16 protein-coding genes and 1 pseudogene are annotated in these 19815 nt (G+C 69.6%); 6 read left to right on the plus strand and 11 right to left on the minus strand.

Annotated elements, in window-relative coordinates; translation table 11 throughout:
• Window positions 1–261, minus strand: a 261-nt coding sequence (locus GCU60_RS16345) for an AMP-binding enzyme (protein WP_430537428.1), incomplete at its 3' end; no start/stop codon positions are given.
• Here GCU60_RS16345 and GCU60_RS16350 point away from each other — a divergent pair.
• Together GCU60_RS16350 and GCU60_RS16355 are read left to right on the plus strand one after the other, a co-directional pair.
• Window positions 260–1558 carry an AMP-binding protein gene (locus tag GCU60_RS16350; protein ID WP_239521321.1) on the plus strand — a complete coding sequence of 433 codons (1299 nt, stop codon included), beginning with the start codon at window positions 260–262 and terminating at the stop codon, window positions 1556–1558. The two genes, GCU60_RS16345 and GCU60_RS16350, sit on opposite strands and share 2 nt — an antisense overlap.
• 119 nt (window positions 1559–1677) lie before the next feature.
• Window positions 1678–2747, plus strand: a pseudogene (locus tag GCU60_RS16355) (acyl-CoA dehydrogenase family protein).
• 216 nt (window positions 2748–2963) lie between these two features.
• On the opposite strand, the gene GCU60_RS16360 reads toward GCU60_RS16355, so the two are convergent.
• The gene (locus tag GCU60_RS16360; RefSeq protein ID WP_163207174.1) at window positions 2964–3449 is read right to left on the minus strand and encodes an acyl-CoA thioesterase; all 486 of its coding nucleotides are present in this window, start codon (window positions 3447–3449) and stop codon (window positions 2964–2966) included.
• Between the two features lie 77 nt (window positions 3450–3526).
• Window positions 3527–4429 (minus strand): bifunctional methylenetetrahydrofolate dehydrogenase/methenyltetrahydrofolate cyclohydrolase, encoded by a 903-nt coding sequence (locus GCU60_RS16365; protein WP_163207177.1) that lies wholly within the window; start codon window positions 4427–4429, stop codon window positions 3527–3529.
• Window positions 4430–4649: 220 nt separating this feature from the next.
• Here GCU60_RS16365 and GCU60_RS16370 point away from each other — a divergent pair, with 220 nt between their 5' ends.
• The 3 genes from GCU60_RS16370 to GCU60_RS16380 all read left to right on the plus strand — a co-directional run bounded on the left by GCU60_RS16370 (window position 4650) and on the right by GCU60_RS16380 (window position 9514).
• Window positions 4650–7097 (plus strand): GcvT family protein, encoded by a 2448-nt coding sequence (locus GCU60_RS16370; RefSeq protein ID WP_163207179.1) that lies wholly within the window; start codon window positions 4650–4652, stop codon window positions 7095–7097.
• Window positions 7094–7945 carry a formyltetrahydrofolate deformylase gene (gene purU / locus GCU60_RS16375; protein ID WP_239521322.1) on the plus strand — a complete coding sequence of 284 codons (852 nt, stop codon included), beginning with the start codon at window positions 7094–7096 and terminating at the stop codon, window positions 7943–7945. The genes GCU60_RS16370 and purU overlap by 4 nt, the downstream gene beginning before the upstream one ends.
• A gap of 159 nt (window positions 7946–8104) precedes the next feature.
• Window positions 8105–9514, plus strand: a complete 1410-nt coding sequence (locus GCU60_RS16380; RefSeq protein WP_204262190.1) for an NAD(P)/FAD-dependent oxidoreductase — start codon at window positions 8105–8107, stop codon at window positions 9512–9514.
• Window positions 9515–9569: 55 nt separating this feature from the next.
• Here GCU60_RS16380 and GCU60_RS16385 read toward each other — a convergent pair whose 3' ends face one another.
• Entirely contained in the window at window positions 9570–11111 is a 1542-nt protein-coding gene (locus GCU60_RS16385) for a PucR family transcriptional regulator (protein ID WP_163207183.1), read from the minus strand.
• A 291-nt stretch (window positions 11112–11402) separates the two neighbouring features.
• On the opposite strand from GCU60_RS16385, the gene GCU60_RS16390 reads away from it, so the two are divergent.
• Entirely contained in the window at window positions 11403–11744 is a 342-nt protein-coding gene (locus tag GCU60_RS16390) for an SMR family transporter (RefSeq protein ID WP_204262191.1), read from the plus strand.
• Between the two features lie 76 nt (window positions 11745–11820).
• On the opposite strand, the gene GCU60_RS20475 is transcribed toward GCU60_RS16390, so the two are convergent.
• The 7 genes from GCU60_RS20475 to GCU60_RS16425 all read right to left on the minus strand — a co-directional run bounded on the left by GCU60_RS20475 (window position 11821) and on the right by GCU60_RS16425 (window position 19784).
• Window positions 11821–13458, minus strand: coding sequence for an FAD-dependent oxidoreductase (locus tag GCU60_RS20475; RefSeq protein ID WP_163207185.1), 1638 nt, complete (start codon window positions 13456–13458; stop codon window positions 11821–11823).
• Window positions 13455–14255 (minus strand): MOSC domain-containing protein, encoded by an 801-nt coding sequence (locus GCU60_RS20480; protein ID WP_163207187.1) that lies wholly within the window; start codon window positions 14253–14255, stop codon window positions 13455–13457. The genes GCU60_RS20475 and GCU60_RS20480 overlap by 4 nt, the downstream gene beginning before the upstream one ends.
• An 88-nt stretch (window positions 14256–14343) precedes the next feature.
• Window positions 14344–16704 (minus strand): xanthine dehydrogenase family protein molybdopterin-binding subunit, encoded by a 2361-nt coding sequence (locus GCU60_RS16405; protein WP_163207189.1) that lies wholly within the window; start codon window positions 16702–16704, stop codon window positions 14344–14346.
• Window positions 16701–17183, minus strand: a complete 483-nt coding sequence (locus tag GCU60_RS16410; RefSeq protein WP_116451737.1) for a (2Fe-2S)-binding protein — start codon at window positions 17181–17183, stop codon at window positions 16701–16703. Before GCU60_RS16410 ends, GCU60_RS16405 begins: the two co-directional genes overlap by 4 nt.
• Entirely contained in the window at window positions 17180–18034 is an 855-nt protein-coding gene (locus GCU60_RS21695; RefSeq protein ID WP_116451736.1) for an FAD binding domain-containing protein, read from the minus strand. Before GCU60_RS21695 ends, GCU60_RS16410 begins: the two co-directional genes overlap by 4 nt.
• Before the next feature lie 227 nt (window positions 18035–18261).
• The gene (locus GCU60_RS16420; RefSeq protein WP_116451735.1) at window positions 18262–19074 is read right to left on the minus strand and encodes a carbon-nitrogen family hydrolase; all 813 of its coding nucleotides are present in this window, start codon (window positions 19072–19074) and stop codon (window positions 18262–18264) included.
• Complete coding sequence (locus GCU60_RS16425; RefSeq protein WP_116451734.1) at window positions 19071–19784, minus strand: SRPBCC family protein; 714 nt, start codon at window positions 19782–19784, stop codon at window positions 19071–19073. Before GCU60_RS16425 ends, GCU60_RS16420 begins: the two co-directional genes overlap by 4 nt.
• Window positions 19785–19815 lie beyond the last annotated feature (31 nt).

Here is a 19815-nt window from a genome sequence, read left to right on the forward strand (position 1 = left end):
CCACGTTGGCGCCGCCGACCCGCTCGTCCCCAGCTTCCCCGATCCCGAAAAACTGCCAACTACTTGACGCGGGACATTCGGCAGCTCGTCGACGAAGTGCACCGTGCGCGGGTAGGCGTGGGCGGTGAACTCGTCCTTGACCAGTTGCTGCAGCTCGGCGGCGAGCTCCTCGTCGCCGCTGTCGCCTGAGCGGAGGACTACGAAGGCCTCCAGCACCTCTCCGCGCAGCTCGTCGGGCACGCCGATGACGGCGGTCTCCATGCTCACCGCGGGTGAGGTCGCCTACATCCTCGAGCACGCCGGCGCCAGCGCGGTCGTGGTGGAGGACGCGTTGCTGCCGGTCATGCAGGAGGCGCTCGAGACGGCCGACCGGGAGGCGGCGGTGACGGTGCGCGGCGTCCTCGGGAGTAACGCCGATGGCCTCCCCGACGGCTGGGAACCGCTGGAGGCCTGGTCGTCACACGACGACTTCGACGCGCCTCAGGTGGCGATCGCCGACGACGACGTGCTGCAGCTCATGTACACGAGCGGGACCGAGTCGCAGCCCAAGGGCGTGATGATGACCAGCCGCAGCCTGGTCAGCCAGTACGTGAGCTGCCTGCTCGACGGCAGGTTCGCGGCTGAGGACGTCGCGCTGCACGCCCTCCCGCTGTTCCACGTCGCGGCCCAGCACTGCTTCCTCATGCCGAACATCTACCTGGGGGGCACCAACATCGTCCTCGACGGCCCCGATCCCGCGACCGTCCTGGCGGCGATCGAGCGCGAGAAGGTGACCAGCCTGTTCTGTCCGCCGACCGTCTGGATCGCCCTTCTGCGGCACCCCGACTTCGATACCCGCGACCTGTCCTCCCTGGCCAAGGGCTACTACGGCGCGTCGATCATGCCGGTGGAGATCGTCAAGGAGCTGCGCACGCGACTGCCCGCCATGGCGCTGTTCAACTTCTACGGTCAGACCGAGATGTCCGCTATCGCCCTCGTGCTCTCCCCCGAGGACCAGCTGCGCAAGCCCGGCTCGGCCGGGCTTCCGGCGGTCAACGTGGAGACAATCCTGGTCGACGACCAGGATCGCCCCGTGGGGCCTGGAGTGGAAGGCGAGATGGTGCACCGCAGCCCGCACGCCACCGCCGGCTACTGGAACGCGCCGGACAAGACCGAGGAGGCGTTCCGGGGTGGCTGGTTCCACAGCGGCGACCTCGGCGTGATGGACGACGACGGCTACATCACCGTGGTCGACCGCAAGAAGGACATGATCAAGTCCGGCGGTGAGAACGTCGCCAGCCGCGAGGTGGAGGAGGTCATCTACCAGCACCCTGCCGTCGCGGAGGTCGCGGTCTTCGGCATTCCGCATCCGAGATGGATCGAGGCCGTCGTTGCGGTGGTCGTTCCCCGACCGGGGCAGACGGTCGACGAAGAGGACGTCGTTCGGTTCTGCCGGGACCGTCTGGCCGGCTTCAAGAGTCCGAAGTACCTCGCCGTCAGCGACGCCCTGCCCAAGAACGCGAGCGGCAAGATCCTCAAGCGCGACCTGCGGACGACGTTCGCCCACCTGGCCGGCTGACCGTGCTGTACCCCGACGTCGGACGCTCCCGCGGCACGGACTACTTCCTGTTGCACGACGAGCTCACGGTGCAGGAGCGCGATCTCTGGACCCGGACCCGGGACTTCGTCGACCGGGAGGTGCTACCGAGCATCGGGGACTACTGGGATCGCGCCGAGTTCCCCTTTCCGCTGGTGGAGAAGTTGGCCGCCCTGGGCGTCGTCGGAGAGGGAATCGAGGGCTACGGCTGCCCGGCGATGAGCCCGGTCGCGGTGGGGCTGGTGCACATGGAGCTCAACCGCGGCGACGGCAGCCTGGGCGCGTTCCTGGCGATCCAGGCCGGTCTGGTCATGAAGGCGATCCACCTCCTCGGGTCCGAGGAGCAACGCGTGCGCTGGTTGCCCCGGCTGGCACGGCTGGAGGCGATCGGCGCCTTCGGTCTCACCGAGCCGTTGCACGGCTCCGACTCCATCGCGCTGGAGACGACGGCACAGCGCGACGGGGACCACGTCGTCCTGAACGGGGACAAGCGCTGGATCGGCAATGCCAGTTTCGCCGACGTCACCGTGCTCTGGGCGCGGGACTCGGCGGACGGAGCGGTGAAGGGCTTCCTCGTCGAGAAGGGCACCCCGGGCTTCACGGCCGACGTCATGACGCGCAAGGCTTCGGTGCGCGCCGTCTGGCAGACCGACATCTCCCTCCGGGACGTGCGCGTCCCGGCCGGGAACCAGCTACCGGACGCGACCTCGTTCAAGGCCGCCGGACAGGTTCTCGCCGGCAGCCGCACCCTGGTCGCCTGGATGGCTCTCGGACATGCGGTGGCCGCGTACGAGTGCGCCCTCACCTACGCCACGCAGCGGATGCAGTTCGACAAGCCCCTCGCCGCCTTCCAGCTCGTGCAGGAGAAGCTGGTGTCGATGCTGGCCGAAGTCACCGCCATGCAGCTGTACTGCTTCCGGCTGGCGAAGCTGGACGAGGACGGCCGCTTGACCGAGACCATGGCAGCCCTGGGAAACGGAACAACGCCCGCAAGGCTCGCCAGGTGATCGCCGAAGCTCGCGACATCCTCAGCGGGAACGGCATCTTGTTGGACTACCACGTCATGCGCCACATGGCCGACATCGAGGCGCTCTACACGTTCGAGGGCACCGACAGCATCCAAGCGCTCATCGTCGGACGAGACATCACCGGCAACAGCAGCTTCCGTTGAGATCCTGCCCTGCCGGTCCCTCGATGCGCCCGCCTCGACGCGCTGGCCGGCCCCGGCAGTCATCCACGTGAAGGTGATGCGGTGAACCCGGCGCACTCTCGGGTCGACGGTCGCGGAAAGGCCGTCGAGGGCAACACGTCGGGCAGCTGATGATCCGGGCGACCTCACGCCGGAATGGCCCCGTAAGGCGCCGTGGGGATCCTTCCCTGTCCCGCCTCATATCGGGCCGTCCTCCGGCACCTCAGCCGGGGAGGACTGCCGGATCTCCTCGGTAGCCCGCGCGATCGCCCTGCGCAGCTCGAGCCGACGCTCGGCGGCCCGGTGCCGGCGGATCTCCTCCGCCGTCCGTGGCTGCCAGGGCGGCACCGGCACCGAACGGCGGTCCGGCCCGACCGCGACCATCGTGAAGTAGCAGCTGTTGGTGTGCCGCACCGTCTGAGCGACGAGATCCTGGGTTGTCACACGGACGCCGATCTCCATCGACGTCCGACCGGTGCGGTTCACGCTGGCCTCGAACGTCACCAGCTCCCCCACGTGGATCGGCTCGCGGAAGACCACCTGGTCGACCGACAAGGTGACGGCGTAATTGCGCGCGTACCGGGTGGCGCAGGTGTAGGCCACCTGATCGAGGTACTTGAGCAGGGTGCCGCCATGGACATTGCCGGCGAAGTTGGACATGTCCGGGGTCATGAGAATGGTCATGGACAACCGGTGCCGCTCGCCGTGCGTGGCTGGTGGAAGCTCCTCACGACGGAGGAGCGAGGAAGGGTCCGGAGCTGTCACCTTCCCTGCCGCGAGGTGATCGACGGGACAGGCTGTTCGGCGGCGGCTGCGCGGCGTTCGGCCAGCTCGATGACGTTGCGCAGCAGCATGGCCCGCGTCATGGGCCCCACACCGCCGGTCGCCCGGGTCCACTTCCCCGCCACCTCTTCGACGCCCGGATGGACGTCACCGAGGATGCCCTCGACCGTGCGCGTGATGCCCACGGAGAGCACCGTCGCGCCCGGTTTCACCCAGTAGGGCTTCACGAGGTGTGCGACTCCGGCCGCAGCGATCACCACATCGGCGACGCGCGTGTGAGCCGCGACGTCCACCGTCGCCTCGTGGCACAGGGTCACCGTTGCGTGCTCCGTGGGCCGCGTGAGCATGAGCCCCAGCGGGCGTCCCACGGTCGTCCCGCACCCGATCACGCAGAACTGGGCTCCCGTGATCGGCACGTCGTTGCGACGGAGCAGCTCCAGGATCCCTTGCGGGGTGCAGGGCACGGTGCCGGGTTCGCCGAGGACGAGGCGCCCCAGGTTGATGGGATGCAACCCGTCCGCATCCTTGTCGGGATCTATCGCCCGCAGGACCAGCCTCATGTCCACGTGCGCAGGCAGGGGAAGCTGCACGATGAAGCCCGAGCAGCGGGGATCGCGGTTCAGCTCCTCTACAGCCTGGAGCAGCTCCCGCTGCGGGACGTTCTGCGGGAGCTCGACCCGGATCGACTCGATCCCGATCTCGTCGCAGTCCCGGTGCTTGCCGGCCACGTAGGACCGAGATCCCGCATCGTCGCCGACCAGGATCGTCCCCAGACCGGGTCGGCGGCCGGCATCTGCCAGTCGCTCGACGCGAGCACGCAACTCCGCCTTGATCTCGCGCGCCGCGAGATTGCCGTCGATGACGGCCGCTTTCGACTTCATCGGTCCGTGGGCCCTTCCCGGCGTGCTGTCGCTCGGCACGCATGCCAGCCGCCGTGCCGCAGGCTCCCGGCGGCCCTCTTGCCGTCGTCACTGTCACGGGTCCGCACCCCGTCTGGGAACTGGACGATCGAACAACCGGAGCCGCCTCGTCTAGACACGCGCGGCATTGCTGGCCTCGCTCCGCGCGATCACCGTGGGCGCGCAAACGAAGGAGGAGGCCATGGCGCCACTACTGCCGGCACGAGCACAGGTCGTCATCGTCGGCGGCGGCATCATCGGGACCAGCACGGCCTACCACCTCGCCCGCCACGGCTGGACCGACGTGGTGCTGCTCGAGATGAACACCCTGACCTCGGGCACCACCTGGCACGCGGCGGGCCTGGTCACCCAGGCGCGAGGCACGGACGGGACGCGTCGCATCGTCAAGCGCAGTCTCGAAATCTTCAAGAACCTGGAGCAGGACACGGGCTTCGCCACCGGATTCGTGGAGACCGGGACCCTGAATGTCGCGGCCTCGCCGGAGCGCATGGACGAACTGCGCCACCAGGCGAGCGCGGTGCGCGGCAGCGGGGTCGAAGCGACCCTGCTGGACGTCGATCAGACCCTCGAGCGCCACCCCCTGCTCAACCCGGAGGGTCTCCACGGCAGCCTCTTCTTCCCGCACGACGGTCGTGGCAGCGCGACCGACACCACGATCTCGCTGGCCCGGGGCGCCTCCGCCCGCGGCGCGAAGATCCTCGAGGGCGTCACCGCCACCGGTGTGACCACGCGGGCCGGCCGGGTTACCGGCGTGCAGACGGATCAGGGCGAGATCGAGGCGGAGTACATCGTCAACGCCACCGGCATGTGGGGGCGCGAGTTCGGAGCCACCGCCGGCGTCCGGCTGCCGCTGCAGGCGCTGGCGCACTACTACGTCGTCACCGAGGCCATCCCCGGTCTGCCGCGCAACCTGCCAACGGTCAAGAGCGGCGACGAGTACGCGTACATCAAGGACGAGGCCGGCGCGCTCATGGTGGGCTTCTTCGAGCCCGGCAGCTATCCGTGGGCGAGCACGGGCATCCCGCAGAGCAAGGGCTTTGTCCAGCTGCCCGAGGACTGGGACCATCTGGGGCCCTTCTACGAGACGATCATCGAGCGGATGCCCGTTCTGGCGGACGCCGGCATCCGGCTGCACTTCTGCGGTCCCGAGAGCTTCACGCCCGACGGTCAGTACCACCTCGGTGAGGCGCCTGATCTGAAGAACTACTTCGTGGCCGCCGGGTTCAACTCGGTGGGCTTCCTGTCCGGGCCCGGCGCCGGCGCGGTGCTCGCGGACTGGATCGTCGAAGGCCGCAGCTCGATCGACCTGCCGGAGGCGGATCCGGCCCGTGTGCAGCGCCATGAGACGAACCGCCGGTTCCTCGAGCGGCGCGTCGTCGAGTACCTCGACGAGTCCTACGAGATCCACTGGCCCTTTCAGCAGCGGACGAGCGCCCGGCCCCTGCGGGTGAGCCCCCTCTACGAGCGGACCGAGGCAGCAGGTGCGGTCTTCGGGGAGCTGGCGGGGTGGGAGCGGGCCAACTGGTACGCCCCCGAGGGGGTGAGCAGGGAGTACCGGTACAGCTTTGGACCGCAGAACTGGTTCGAGCACTCCGCCGCCGAGCACCGGGCGATCCGGGAGGACGTCGGTGTGATCGACACCTCGTCGTTCGGCAAGCTCCTGGTCCAGGGCCGCGACGCACTCGCCGTCCTCCAGCGCCTGTCGGTCAACGACATCGCCGTGGACGTCGGCCGCATCGTCTACACGCAGTGGCTGAACGAGCACGCCGGCATCGAGGCGGACGTCACCGTCACCCGCCTCGCCGAGGACCAGTTCCTCGTGCTGTCGGGGCCGGCGACGGTGAACCGCGACCTCGCCCGGCTCCGCCGCCACATCGGCCCGGATGACTTTTGCACGGTCGCCGACGTCACCGGCACCATGGCGATGCTCGCGGTCATGGGCCCGAATGCGCGGCGACTCCTCCAGCCGCTCACGGATGCTGACCTGTCGAACGAGGCGTTCCCCTTCGGGACGTCCCGCGAGATCGATCTCGGCTTCGGCTTCGTCCGCGCCACCCGGGTCACCTACGTCGGTGAGCTCGGCTGGGAACTGCTGATCCCCTCCGACATCGCCCGGCACATCTGGGACACGCTTCTCACGCCGGAGGGCGACGCCGGCCCGCGCCCCGTCGGCTACCACGCGATGAACTCGTTGCGCCTCGAGAAGGGCTACCGCAGCTGGGGTCACGACATCTCGTCAGGGGACAACCTCCTCGAGGCGGGTCTCGGCTTCACGGCCAAGTGGGACAAGCCGGGCGGCTTCATCGGGCGGGAAGCGCTTCTCGCGGCCAAGGAAGCGGGCGTGTCCCGTCGGTTGGTCCAGTTCGTCCTCGCCGATCCCGCGGCCCACCTCTTCCACGACGAGCCCATTCACCGTGATGGCGAACTGGTGGGCCGAGTCGCATCGGCGCAGTACGGCCACACCCTCGGTGGAGCGGTGGCTCTCGGCTGGGTGTCCGCTCCCGGGCCGGTGGAGCGGGGATGGTTCGAGTCAGCCGTCTACACCATCGAGGTGGCCGACCGCCGGCTGCCGGCGCAGGCCTCTCTCCGCCCCATGTACGACCCCACGTCCGAGAGGCCGAAGAGTTGAACACCGACGTCGTCCTGAAGCTCTCCTGCCTGGACCGCCCCGCCATCGTGGCGACAGTGGCCGGCTTCCTCGCCGATCGCGGGTTCACCATCCGGGACAGCCAGCAGTTCGGTGACGAGGACACCGGGCTGTTCTTCATGCGGGTGCACGCCGGCAGCATCGACGATGTCAAGGTGGACGAGTTGCGCACCGCCTTCGAGGAGGTGGCCGAGCGGTTCGCGATGAATTGGAGCCTCCACGACACGACGGCTCCGCACCGGTTGCTCGTCATGGTGTCCCGGCACGACCACTGCCTCAACGACCTGCTCCACCGGATGCGAACCGGTGCGCTCCCCGCGCAGATCGTCGCCGTCGTCTCCAACCACGACGACCTGCGTGAGCTGGTGGAATGGCACGGCGTTCCGTTCCACCACGTCCCCGTCACAGCGGAGACCAAGTCGCAGGCCGAGGACGAGCTGCGCCGCCTCGTGGATGAGTACGAGGCCGACACCGTGGTGCTCGCGCGCTACATGCAGATCCTGTCGAATTCGCTGTGCGCCGAACTGCACGGACGAGCGATCAATATCCACCACAGCCTACTGCCGAGCTTCAAGGGCGCCCGGCCCTATTTCCAGGCCCACTCCCGCGGCGTCAAGGTGATCGGCGCGACCGCGCACTACGTCACGGCCGACCTGGATGAGGGCCCCATCATCGAGCAGGACTTCACCCGCGTGGACCACAGCCTCTCGGCCGCCGACCTCACCGCCGTCGGCCGGGACATCGAGGCGCTGGCTCTCGCACGCGCGGTCACCGCGCACGCCCAACAGCGGGTGTTCATCGACGGCAGCAAGACGGTCGTCTTCCGCTGACGCAGTCCCCGTGCTGACCAACCGGGCTCCGGCCCCGTCGGCCGGTCGTACACGGGTACAGATCCCTGTCACCGGTTGGCATCCCGAGCGCATTGCTGCGGCTCCACCGTTGCAGCGACAGTTGCGGTGTTCTCCCGGCAGCTCGTGTGAGGAATTCGAATGTCACAGTCGTCCGAACTGACGCCCGCGGCGCGCTCCCTCTGGATGCAGGAGACGCTGGCCCGCGAGAGCGGTACCGGCACGGCCCTACTCGGTTCGCGGAGGGTCGACGTCTGCGTCGTGGGCGGCGGCCTGACCGGTCTGTGGACGGCGATCCGGGCCAAGGAGCAGGACCCCTCGCTCGAGGTAGCCGTGCTCGAAGCCGACGTCTGCGGCTCGGGTGCGAGCGGCGTCAACGGTGGGTTCGCCATGACCTGGTGGCCGAAGGTCAAGACGCTCGCGAAGGTCATGGGCACCAGCGACGCGCTGCGGATGGCGGCAGCCTCGGAGGCGGCGGTCCGGGACATCGGCGATTTCTGCCGCCGGCACGGCATCGACGCGGCCTTCCAGCCGTCGGGCTGGCTGTGGGCAGCGACCAACCCCAGCCAGATGGACAGCTGGCAGGCGACGCTCGACGACCTCGCCGTCCTGGGCGCCGAACCCTTCAAGGAGTTGAGCGCCGCCGAGGTCGCCGAGATGAGTGGCAGCGACCAGCACCTCGGCGGCGTCTTCGAGGCAGGCGTCGCAACCGTCCAGCCGGCGGCGTTGGTCCGGGGGCTGCGGTCGGCCGCCATCGCGGCCGGTGTCCATGTCTGGGAGCACTCCCCCATGACCGGCCTGCACCGCGGTCGTCAGGGGGTGACCCTCACGACCCCCGGCGGCACGGTGCTCGCGCAGCGGGTGGCGCTGGCCACGAGTGCCTGGCTGGCCCGATTCCGGGAGATCCGCCGGCACCTGATCGTCCTCGGCAGTGACGTCATCGCGACTGCGCCGGTCCCGCAACTGCTGGAGGGTTCCGCGCTGCCCGAGGGCCTGGCGATCTCGGACTCGAGGCGGCTGGTGCACTACTACCGGTCGACCGATGACGGCCGCATCGTGTTCGGGAAGGGCGGAGGCAGGCTGGCGTTCCGCGGCCGCATTGATCGCGAGGAGTGGTCGAAGAACAGCCGCCCCGCCGATGTGCACGCTCACCTGACGCGGATGTACCCCGCCACCGCGAACACCGACATCACCCACGCATGGTCCGGGCCGGTCGACTACTCAAGCGACGCACTGCCGTTCTTTGGACGGCTCGGTGGGGACCCCCGAGTGGTCTACGGAGTCGGGTTCTCCGGCAACGGCGTGGGACCGTCCGGCCTCGGCGGCCGGATCATGGCGTCCCTGCTGCTCGGTGCAGACGACGAGTGGTCGAACAGCCCGATGGTCCGCAAGCCGAGAATGTGGCTGCCGCCGGAGCCGATCCGCTACGTCGGCGGCCGTGTCGTGCGGACCGCGCTCGTGAACAAGGAGGTTGCGGAGGACGACGGCCGCCGGCCGTCCCGCGTGGCGACCTTATTGGCGAGCCTCGACCCGACGAGCTTCGTCGGCTGACGGTCCGCGGATGGCCTCGCCCCACCAGCGGCTGGACGACGTCAGCAGCCGCGCGCTACTCCTCGGATCCGGTGGTTGGGGCGTGAGCGAGGCTGCCGCCACCGAGCAGCTGCAGGGTCTTCAGGGCCAGGTAGAGGTCGGTCTGGTCCGGCAGGCTCTGCAGATGGCGACCGGTCAGCTCCTCCACGCGCCGCATCCGGTACACCAGGGTCTGCCGATGGACGCCGAGACGCTCGGCGCCTGCTTTCCAAGACCGGTTGCTGTCGAGGAACACACGCAGCGAGTGCACGAGTTGCGACTCGTTCTCGCTGTCGTAGGCGATGAGGGGACCGAGGATGCGGGTCACCAGAGCCGCGCCCTCGGTGACGGTGCGCGGCATGAATGCGGGCACCTGCTCGCCGTAGACGACGACGCGGTGTCCTTCGCTCCGGGACGCCTCCATGGCCCACCGGGCCTGGCGGGCCGCATCCCCCACCGCCTTCACAGTGTGGACGGCCTGGCTGAGACCTGCCGAGACCCGGCCCTCCCCCTCGAAGTCGAAGAGGTCCGTCGTGGCGCACTCGTCCGGGACCAGCGCGAGCACTTCGTCGGTGCGGCGCATCATCAGGTGCGGAACCTTCGCCGAGCTCAGTCGCAGCTGGACCGCCGCGTGATCCCCGTGCGCCGTGCTCCGGATGCAGACCGCACGCCACGGTCTGCGTCCCAGTCCCAGCGCGGCCAATCGCGCCTCCGCAGTGTCGACGTCGATGGTCCCGTCGAGCAGCTGGGCCAACAGCCGCCCACCCGCTTCGCTACGGCGGAGGGCGATGGCCGTGCGACGCTCCACCTCGAGGTGGGCGATGGTGGCGAGATGCTGCAACACCACGAGGTCCGGGGAGGCGCCCGCCGGCAGGGGTTCGGCGAGCAACACCGCCTTCTCGCCGGTACCCACAGGGAGGACGAGGGACGACTCCTCCGGCAGGGTCACGCGGAGGAAGGTCGGCAGGGGTCGGCCAGCGTCCTGGACGCTGGCGAGCGCCGCCTGGCACAGGGACGGAGTGATCGGCACCTCGGCCGGCATGAGGGACTCCCCCGTCCGGACGTCGAGGACGTGCAGACGTGCGCCGGCGTCCCGGCCGAGCTGGTCCAGCAGTGCGTCCCCGCGGAAGTTCGCCTGATGCGCCCGCCGGAGGATGTCGTACATCCGGAGGACCTTGCCGAGCCGGGCGCTCGCCTCCTGGCTGTTGCTGTCGGCGACAGTGCGCACGAGGGTCACGAACGGGACGGAGTACGCCGTCTCGAGGACCGGGAAGGCCAAGGCGTCTGCTGCCGCGATCGCCTCGCCGGTCAAGGGTGCCGCGTGCATCCCCTCGGCGAGCGCGAGCCCGGACAGCGCCGCGTGCGCGAGCTCCTCGATGAAGCGGACCTGCTCAGCTGCCTCGGCGGGGAAGTTGTACCCGTCGGACAACAGGAGATCGCCCGTGCCCAGCCACTTCCACGGGTCGGGCAGCTCGCACGTGTGCGCCCATTGCACCGCCCGATCCGCCCCTGAGCGGCCGGCGAGGAACCGGGTGCCCAGAGACGGGAGGGCGACGAGCTCGTTGACCGTGATGCCCATGGGCTGGTCATCCTCTTCCTCGGCCCGACTGCTCCACCGTGCGACGCACTGCGCAGCCGGAGGGTCGTGCGGGCGCCGAGACAACTGCTGCGAGGGCCGACCGGCCGATCATCCCGCGCCCGGACACTAGCGACGCGCACAAAGGCTGGTCATTGCCTGACTCGGACTAGTCCTGCGTGCTGTCTGTCGGATTCCGGCATGCCGCTGTGCGTGTGGATGGGGGACGTTCTGATTGCTGACAGCGGCCCGGGCCTCAGCGGGACGGGTGAGCAGACACGGAGCGGAGACTGTGTGACGGGCTGGGTGACGTACGGTCTGCTGGCACTGGCGATCGCCGTCGAGATCATGGCGACCTTGTCGCTGAGGGCCACCGATGGCTTCAGTCGGCTCGTGCCGAGCCTCCTGGTGCTGGGTGGCTACGGGGTCTCCTTCTTCCTGCTGTCGTTGGTCCTGCAGCGCGGGTTCGAGGTGGCGGTCGTGTACGCCCTGTGGTCCGCCGTCGCCATCGTGTCGATCGCCGTGATCGGTGCACTCTTCCTGGGCGAACGGCTCACCGTCGTGCAGGTGCTGGGGATGGCGCTGATCGTCGCCGGTGTGCTGGCGCTCGAGCTGGGCGCCCACCGCGACGCTTGACGGCGCTGCCGAACCCCAACGCCCTCCGCGGGCCTGGGTTCGGTCAGCGCCGACCGGTCGAGACCGGCCTGTTCGGTCAGCGCTCGTGGTCCTCACGTGCCGCCCGCAGGAGGTCGTCTGCGGCGAGGAGCTTCACCCTGGGCCGGCCCGACGCGCGGCCTGCGCGTTTCTCCGCCTCGTCGATCCGCCACCAGCCCATGGCATCGATGAGGTTCGGCTGACGTCGGCGCAATGCTTTGATCAGTTGAGGTGGGCCATGGGGCGGCTCGGGTAGACGGTGATCGGCGACATCGTCGAGCAGGGAGGCAACGGTCTCGGCGGAGTCGGCGCGGTTGGTGCCGATCACGCCGGTCGGTCCGCGTTTGATCCAACCGGTGCAGTAGAGCCCGGGCAGCGGGCGGCCGGTCTCCGGATCTACGACTCTTCCGCCGTCGTTCGGGACGATGCCGGCTGAGCTGTCGAAGGGCAGCCCAGGCGCCGCCCGGCCCCGGAAGCCGACCGCGCGGATGACCAGCGAGGTATCGAGCATCTCAGCCGTACCGTCGGGACGGGCCAGGGCGACGCCGGAGACGGCATGGTCGCCGGGCAGCTCGGTCGGGGTCAGCCGGTAACGCAGCACAATCCGACGTGGGGAGCCGGGCGTACGTCGGGCGGCCGCGTCGACGATCGCGCGCCGGCGCGCCAGGTCGGCCGACCTGCCCCGGGATGTCTCGAGCTCTTGCTCCGTCACCGAGACCTCGGTCGGGTCGGCGAGCAGGTCGACGCCCGGCAACTGGGACAGGGCGAGCAACTCCGCGGTGCTGTACGCAGCGAAGGCCTGGCCTCGGCGTCCGACGACGACGACCTCTCTGATGTTGCTCGCACGAAGTGCCGCGAGCGCGAGATCGGACATCGAGGTCTTCTCAAAAGCGCCGACCGGCTGGGCCAGAACGCGAGCCACATCGAGCGCGACGTTGCCGTTGCCGATCACGACGGCCCTTCGCCCGGACAGATCGAATTCCCGCTCGGCGAAATCGGGGTGGCCGTTGTACCAGGAGACGAACTCACGCGCGGATACCAAACCCACGCGTCCCTCACCCGGGATGCCCATCGTGCGATCGTCCGAGGCACCCGCGGCCCAGACCACGGCATGGTGGTGCCTAAGCAGCTCCTGCACCGACACGTCTCGCCCTACGTCGACGTTGAACAAGGCCGTGACGTTAGGACGTCGGAGCACGCGGTCGAACCGCTCACCGATGAGCTTGGTCCGGTCGTGGTCGGGCGCCACGCCGGCCCGAACCAGTCCGTGCGCGGTCGGGGTTCGTTCGAGGATCATGACGGTGACGCCCCGGATGTCACTCAGTTCCGCGGCGGCGTACAGGGCCGACGGCCCCGCTCCCACGATTGCGACGCTCAGCTCGGGCCGTGCCCGGGGAAGCCTGCGGCGCTCGATGGGATGCGGTGTCAGGTCCTCGAGCGGATGCGCCGCGAAGTAGTCCGCATTGATGCCCCGAAAGTCGACCTGAGACGGTGGCAGGTCGGCCTCGTGGAAGATTGCATCGACGGGACACGCGAATGCGCAGTTGCCGCACTCGATGCACGTGCTCGGGTCGATGTACAGCTGCTCCGTGGTCGTGAACCCTGGATCCCCGGGGCGCGGACGGATGCACTGGACGGGGCAGACAGGCACGCAGGAGGCGTCGTCACAGCAACCCTGAGTGATCACGAAGGTCACGAGCCCGGTCCTCCCCGGCCAGCCTGCACGGCAGCTGAGACCTCCAGGGAGACCGGATCCCCCACGGCCACCGAACCGGGTTCCACGACGTCGGCGTACATCCCGAAGAGCACACCGGGACCCCAGTCGCTGACCATCGGGCCGCGAAGTCTCCTAATGCGCTGCTGCACGAGCAGGCCGCGATCGCCGTCGCCCGGCCGGCTCTCCACTGCGACGCAGCGTGGAACCCCGCTGCGAAACCGGAGCCGGCACGTTCCCAGGGCGAGGACGCGACCCGCCCAGGTATCCTCCACGAAAGGCACGTCACCGACGTCGAGCGTCACGTTCAGCCGGAACCGACGGGGGTCGACCGGTCGACCGTCCAGTTCGGTCCCCAGTGCGGCCAATGAGGCCGTGGACTGCAGCGTCACCGGATGGACATCGTGCCCGCCCCCGGGTTCGGCGCAGTGCGCCAGGCGCAGGTCCCGCCCGGCGACATCGGAGAGCACCTCGTCCCACGGGCCCGGCGCCCACCAGCCGTCGACCATGCGATCGTCGAACTCGAACGGACGAACGCCACCCGCGTGCCGGACCACCGCCGAGCACACCGTCGTGGTGCCACGGCCGAGGGAGAACACGCCGGTTGCCGGGTCGTGCGACGTCCAGTAGCCGAGGAAGACCGGGTCCTTCGGTACGGAATAGAGGCGCTCGTCGATGTCGACGAGGAAAAACTCGCGGTTGCCGACGATCCCTGTGCGCGACACCTCGACCGCAGGGACTGAGCGCAGGGCGAAACCCTTGGTCGCGGCGGTCTCCAACCGGGCGACCGACCCGACCCGCTCTGTCCGGGGACCGCGTCCCCCGCCTCCCCCGCCGGTCAGCGGCTCCACCGGTTCGCCGACCACCTCACGAGCGCAGGGCGCGCAGCACCTGCTCCGGCGTGACGGGGATGTCGTGCAGCACGGTGCCGGTGTGGGACAGCGCGTCGTTGACGGCGTTCAGCACGGCGGCGGGCGCCGCGATGAGGCCGGACTCCCCCATGCCCTTGATGCCTCCGGGGGTGTGCGAGGACGGGGTCTCCAGGTGGTGGATCTCGAACGGCGGCGAGAAGTCCATGCTCGGCATGTGGTAGTCGAGGAGGGTGGTCGTGACGAGCTGGCCGGCCTCGTCGTAGACCAGCCGCTCGAGCAGGGCGGCCCCGATGCCCTGCACCACGCCGCCCCGGATCTGTCCCTCGACGATGTCGGGGTTGATCACCGTGCCGCAGTCCTCGACCGAGAAGACCTTCTCCACCGTCACGAATCCGTTGTCCGGGTCCAGCTCCACGATGATGGCGTGGCCGCCGTTGGAGAAGATCGGACGGGCCGGGTCGTAGGCGAGCGTTGCCTCGAGCGTGGGATCGAAGTCCTGCGGCCAGGAACTCTGGTCGAAATAGACCGCGGTGGCGAGGTCGATGATGGAGATAGAGGATCCGGGCACCCCCCGCACGACGGCCGCTCCGTCCACCAGGTCGATGTCCGATGGGTCCGCCTCCAGCATGTTCGCCGCGAGCGCGACGAGCTTGGTGCGGATGGTGTGCGACGCGCGGAGGACTGCCCCGCCGGCGATGACCGCGCCCCGGCTCCCCACGGTGCCACTCCCCCAGCCATAGGTGGTGGACTCGGCGGCTCGGACGGTGATCGCCTCGAGCGAGACGCCCAAGGCGTCCGAGACGACCTGCGCCATCGTCGTGCGGTGCCCCTGACCCTGGGTGGTGAGGCCGATGGTTACGGTCACGCTCCCGTTGGGTTCCATCTTCACCGTGGCGGTGTCGTGGTAGACGCCCCCCAGATCGTGCGCCTTGCCCATCGCGGTGCTCTCGCCGCTGCTCTCCACGAAGACGCTCAGACCGAGGCCAATGAACCGGCCCTCAGCACGGAGCGCCGCCTGGCGCTGGCGGAACGCCGGGTAGTCGACCATGCTCTCGAGCTCGTCGATCGTCTGCAGCCAGCTGCCCTCGTCGTACACGATCCCCTGCGGATTCGTCCACGGGAACTCGCGCACCACGCTGCGCCGGCGGATCTCGAACGGAGAGAGGTCGAACGCGCGGGCGGCGTCGTCCATCAGGCACTCGCGGACGAGCGTGCCCGCCATGTACCCGACTCCCCGGTAGGCCCCGATCGGGGTCTTATTGGTCGCGGCAGCCTCGTACGTGAGATCCGCGACGGGGATGTCGTAGACGCCGGTCGGCGTGACCATCGCCGTGCACCACGGCTCGACGCCCATGGACCACGGTGGCTGGTGGTAGGCCCCACCGTCCCCTGTGGCGCGGATCCGCACGGCTGTCGCCTTCGCATCGGCGTCGAAGGCGTAGGCGATGTCGACGAACTGCTCGTGCGCATGCGTCGCGGTCATGAGGTTCTCGCGCCGGTCCTCGACCCACTTCACCGGCCGGTCCAGCTCCCGGGCCAGCAGCGGTAGGAGCATCTCCTCCGGGAAGACGTGGGCCTTCTGCCCGAACCCGCCACCGGTGTCCGGGGTCAGCACCTCGCACTCGTTCTCGGGGAAGCCGAGGTACGCGGTCAGGCAGTACTTGACGTAGTGCGGCATCTGCGAGCACGTCCACAGGCGCAGACGCCGGCTGGTCCAGTCGTAGTCGGCGATGACTCCCCGGGTCTCCATGGGCCCCGCGGACAGGCGGCCGCTGTGGAAGGTCGCCTCCACGACGCGGGCTGCGCCGGCGAACGCAGCCTCGACGTCCCCGAGGACCCTGCCTCCCCGCAAGGCGACGTTGTCGGGGAGCTCCTCGTTGGCGGCGGGCCCACCCCGGAGTGCCGACCGAGGGTCCAGAACGGGCTCGAGGGGCTCGTAGTCCACGTCGACGAGGTCGCAGCCGTCCTCGGCCACGTACCGGCTCTCCGCGACGACGACCGCGACCGGCTCGCCCACGTAACGGACGACGTCGCGCGCCAGCAACGGCATGGTCGTGGCGACGCACCCCTCGACTTCGAGTTCGCCGACGATCCCCTCGCAGAACTTCGCGGCGTCCTCCCCAGTCCACACCGCGACGACACCGTCCAGCGCACGAGCGTCCTCGACTTCCACCGCGGCGATGCGGGCGTGCGCGGCCGAACTCCGGACGAAGCACGCGTGCAGTTCACCGGGCAGCACGATGTCCGCGAGGTACTGGCCGCGACCGGTCAGCAGACGCGGATCATCCCCCCGCGGGACGCGGGCGCCGATGCTCCGAGCGGCGATCGAGGGGGACTCGCTGTGCGCGAAGCTCATGACCGCTCCTTGGCCGCGGCCTCTTCAACCGCATCGATGATCGGGGCGTAACCGGTGCACCGGCAGTAGTGGCCGGAGAGCGTCTCGACGATGTCCTCCCGCGTGGGCTGCCCCTCCTCCAGCAGGGCCGTGGCGCTCATGAGGAAGCCGGCCGTGCAGAAGCCGCACTGCAGGGCGTGGTGCTTCTGGAAGCACTCCTGGAGGGGGTTCATCGACCGCCCGTTCGCCAGGCTCTCCACCGTCCGGATCCGGCGGCCGTCGGCCTGGACGGCGAGCATGAGACAGGACCGGGCTGGTTCGTCGTCGACCAGGACGGTGCAGGCGCCGCAGACGCCGTGCTCACAGCCGACCTTGGTGCCGGTCAGCGCGAGCTCGTCCCGGATGAAGTCGGCGAGCGTCATCCGTGCCATGACGCTGCGCCGGTAGCCGCGTCCGTTTACTTCGACCTCGACGGAGACCTGCTCGGATGGTTGCGTCATGCCTGACCGGACCTCTCCCCCGCGGCCCGCAGGGCGCGCTGGAACAGTGTGGTGGTGATGTCTCGCCGGTAGTCGGCCGAGCCGTGGATGTCGGCGGTGTAGGACAGCTCGCCGGCGAGCGCCGCGACGGCGCCGTCCCCGTCCGCGGGCGTGCGTCCCTCCAGAGCCGCTTCGGTGTCGGGGGCGCGGGTGACGCTGCCGGTTGCCCCCGCGACGGCGAGGCGGACGTCGGTGAGCACCCCACCGTCCTGCCGATAGGTCATGGCCATCACAGACAGCCCGTAGTCGCCGTGACGGCGGTGGTGCTCACCGACCCAGATCTGGCGCCCGTTGACGGGCAGCAGCACGGAGGTGATCACTTCGTCCGGCTCCAGGGACGTCATGAACGGTCCCTGGAACAGGTCGTCGGCGGAGATCGTGCGGTCACCGCCGACTCCGGTGACCTCCACGTGCCCACCCAGGGCGAGCAGCACAGCGGGCCACTCGGCCGCGGCGTCGGCGTGGGCGACCGCACCCCCGATGGTCCCGCGGGTCCGGACCTGGGGATGGGCGATCAGTGACGCCGCCGCGGCGATCGCCGGCGCGACGTCCCGGACGACCGGAGATCGCTCGATGCCACGGTGTGTCGTCATCGCTCCCAGCCGCAGAGCACCGGCCTCATGCTCGATGCCCGTGAGCCCCGGCACGCGACGCAGGTCGACCAGCGTGGTCGGTGCCGCCAGACGCAGCGCGAGCAGCGGGACCAGGCTCTGCCCTCCGGCGAGGATCTTCGCGTCCTCGTCCTCGGCGAGCAGGCGGCAGGCCTCTGCCACGTTGTCGGGCGCGGCATAGGCGAAAACAGGGGACTTCACTCAGACACCTCCAGAGGGCGGCGACGCGTGACCGTCAGGCCCGGAAGCCCGACACTAGGTGCGGCGATGCGCACGTCGGCGTACGGAAGACGGGCATCTATGCCCCTCATCACTCGGAATCCGGCAAACCGGCCCGTGGGCCACCCGCGGTGCGCACGGGCGGCAGGGCTCACCGGCGCCGGAGGGCGGCACGCGCCTCCGGCGCCGGGCGTCAGGGTGGTCCTCGTTCAGAACCGGCGATCCAGCAGCACGGGGAAGTTCGCCCTCGTCGCGTCGACTCCGCCGAGGTCGAGCTCTACGGCGAGGACCTCTTCGTCCTCTCCGGCTTCCGCCAGCACGCGACCCAGGGGATCGACGACCATGCTGTGGCCGCCCATCGTCACCCCGGCGTGCGTCCCGGCGGTGTTGCACGCGATGACGACGACCTGGTTCTCCACCGCTCGCGCCTGCGCGAGCACCCGCCAGTGCTCGACCCTCGCGAGCGGCCACGCGGCGACGATCACGCTCAGCTGCATCCCGTTGACCGTCAACATCCGGAACAGCTCGGGGAAGCGCAGGTCGTAGCACGTGGCCAGACCGACGGGGACAAACTCGCCGCCGAGGTCGAGGTCCACCGTCGCGAGCTGGTCCCCCGCGGTCAGCAGGGTCGGTTCCCCGGCGCTGAACCCGAACCGGTGCAGCTTGCGGTACGTGGCGACGAGTTCACCCCCGCTGTCGATGACCACGGCGGTGTTGTACAGAGCGCCTGACACCGGGTCCCGCTCGATGATCGACCCTCCGTGCAGGACGACACGCGCCTCGCGTGCCGCAGCACGGATCGCGCTGACGGTCGACCCGGTCACGCCTTCTGCGCCGTCCTGCCACGACTCGTAGGAGAAGCCGCCGTGCGCCCAGAGCTCAGGCAGCACGACGAGATCCGCGCCGCGCTGCTGGCGGATCAGGGCCGTGACGCGCTCGACGCGTTCGACCAGCGGCTCGGTATCCCCGTAGGCGATCTGCAGGAGCCGGACGTTCGCCGTCCTCGTGGAAGGAACGGTCATGACCGGCGCCTGCCGAGCAGGTAGGCGAACAGGGCAGCGAGCAGGGCGGCGCCGAGCGGGACCGGCTGCTGCAGCTTGCTCGCGGTGATGCTGCGAGCAAGGGTGAGGACGCTCAAGACGTCCTCGTGGTCGTCAGCGGCGGGTGCCGTCGCGGGCCGGAGGCGGTCCGGCTCGCTGCCCCGGGACCGCGGTGGCTGCGCGTCGGTTCCGGGGCGGCTGTCGGTCCTGGTGCCCGCGGCAGCCGGCTCGGGCGCGCTCTCCTCGGGCTGCTGCTGGACCATCGCCTCGAGGCGGGTCACGAACGTCTTGAGCAGGGCAGTGCTGACGTCGTTGATGACGCCACGGCCGAACTGGGCGACCTTCCCGGACAGCGTGAGATCCGTGAGCACCGTCACGTGGGTGACGTCTCCCTTGTCCACCAGCGTCGCGGTAACCACTGCCTGCGCATCCCCGCCACCGCGGGACTCCCGTCCCTTGGCCGACAGCACGGCGCGCCGCTCCGTCTCGTCCAACTCGATGAAGCGTGCGGTTCCCTTGTAGTTGGCGGTGATCGGGCCCACCTTGATCTTGGCCTGGCCGAGGTAGTCCTCCCCGTCCCGGCCGGTGATGGAGGCGCCGGGCAGGCACGGGCCGACCCGCTCCAGATCGGTGAGCAGGCGCCATGCCTCCTCGACAGGCACGGACACGTCGAACTCGTTGGTGAGCTGCATGATCAGGCACTTACCTCTCGTAGGGAGTTGC

Source organism: Blastococcus saxobsidens (assembly GCF_010682065.1).
Taxonomy (GTDB): domain Bacteria; phylum Actinomycetota; class Actinomycetes; order Mycobacteriales; family Geodermatophilaceae; genus Blastococcus; species Blastococcus saxobsidens_B.

Coding starts and splice junctions, on each gene's coding strand:
- GCU60_RS16380 (WP_204262190.1), top strand. CDS start 8,105: ATGTCACAGTCGTCCGAACTGACGCCCGCGGCGCGCTCCCTCTGGATG.
- GCU60_RS16405 (WP_163207189.1), bottom strand. CDS start 16,704: ATGAGCTTCGCGCACAGCGAGTCCCCCTCGATCGCCGCTCGGAGCATC.
- GCU60_RS16360 (WP_163207174.1), bottom strand. CDS start 3,449: ATGACCATTCTCATGACCCCGGACATGTCCAACTTCGCCGGCAATGTC.
- GCU60_RS16370 (WP_163207179.1), top strand. CDS start 4,650: ATGGCGCCACTACTGCCGGCACGAGCACAGGTCGTCATCGTCGGCGGC.
- GCU60_RS16385 (WP_163207183.1), bottom strand. CDS start 11,111: ATGGGCATCACGGTCAACGAGCTCGTCGCCCTCCCGTCTCTGGGCACC.
- GCU60_RS16420 (WP_116451735.1), bottom strand. CDS start 19,074: ATGACCGTTCCTTCCACGAGGACGGCGAACGTCCGGCTCCTGCAGATC.
- GCU60_RS16365 (WP_163207177.1), bottom strand. CDS start 4,429: ATGAAGTCGAAAGCGGCCGTCATCGACGGCAATCTCGCGGCGCGCGAG.
- GCU60_RS16350 (WP_239521321.1), top strand. CDS start 260: ATGCTCACCGCGGGTGAGGTCGCCTACATCCTCGAGCACGCCGGCGCC.
- GCU60_RS16410 (WP_116451737.1), bottom strand. CDS start 17,183: ATGACGCAACCATCCGAGCAGGTCTCCGTCGAGGTCGAAGTAAACGGA.
- GCU60_RS16425 (WP_116451734.1), bottom strand. CDS start 19,784: ATGCAGCTCACCAACGAGTTCGACGTGTCCGTGCCTGTCGAGGAGGCA.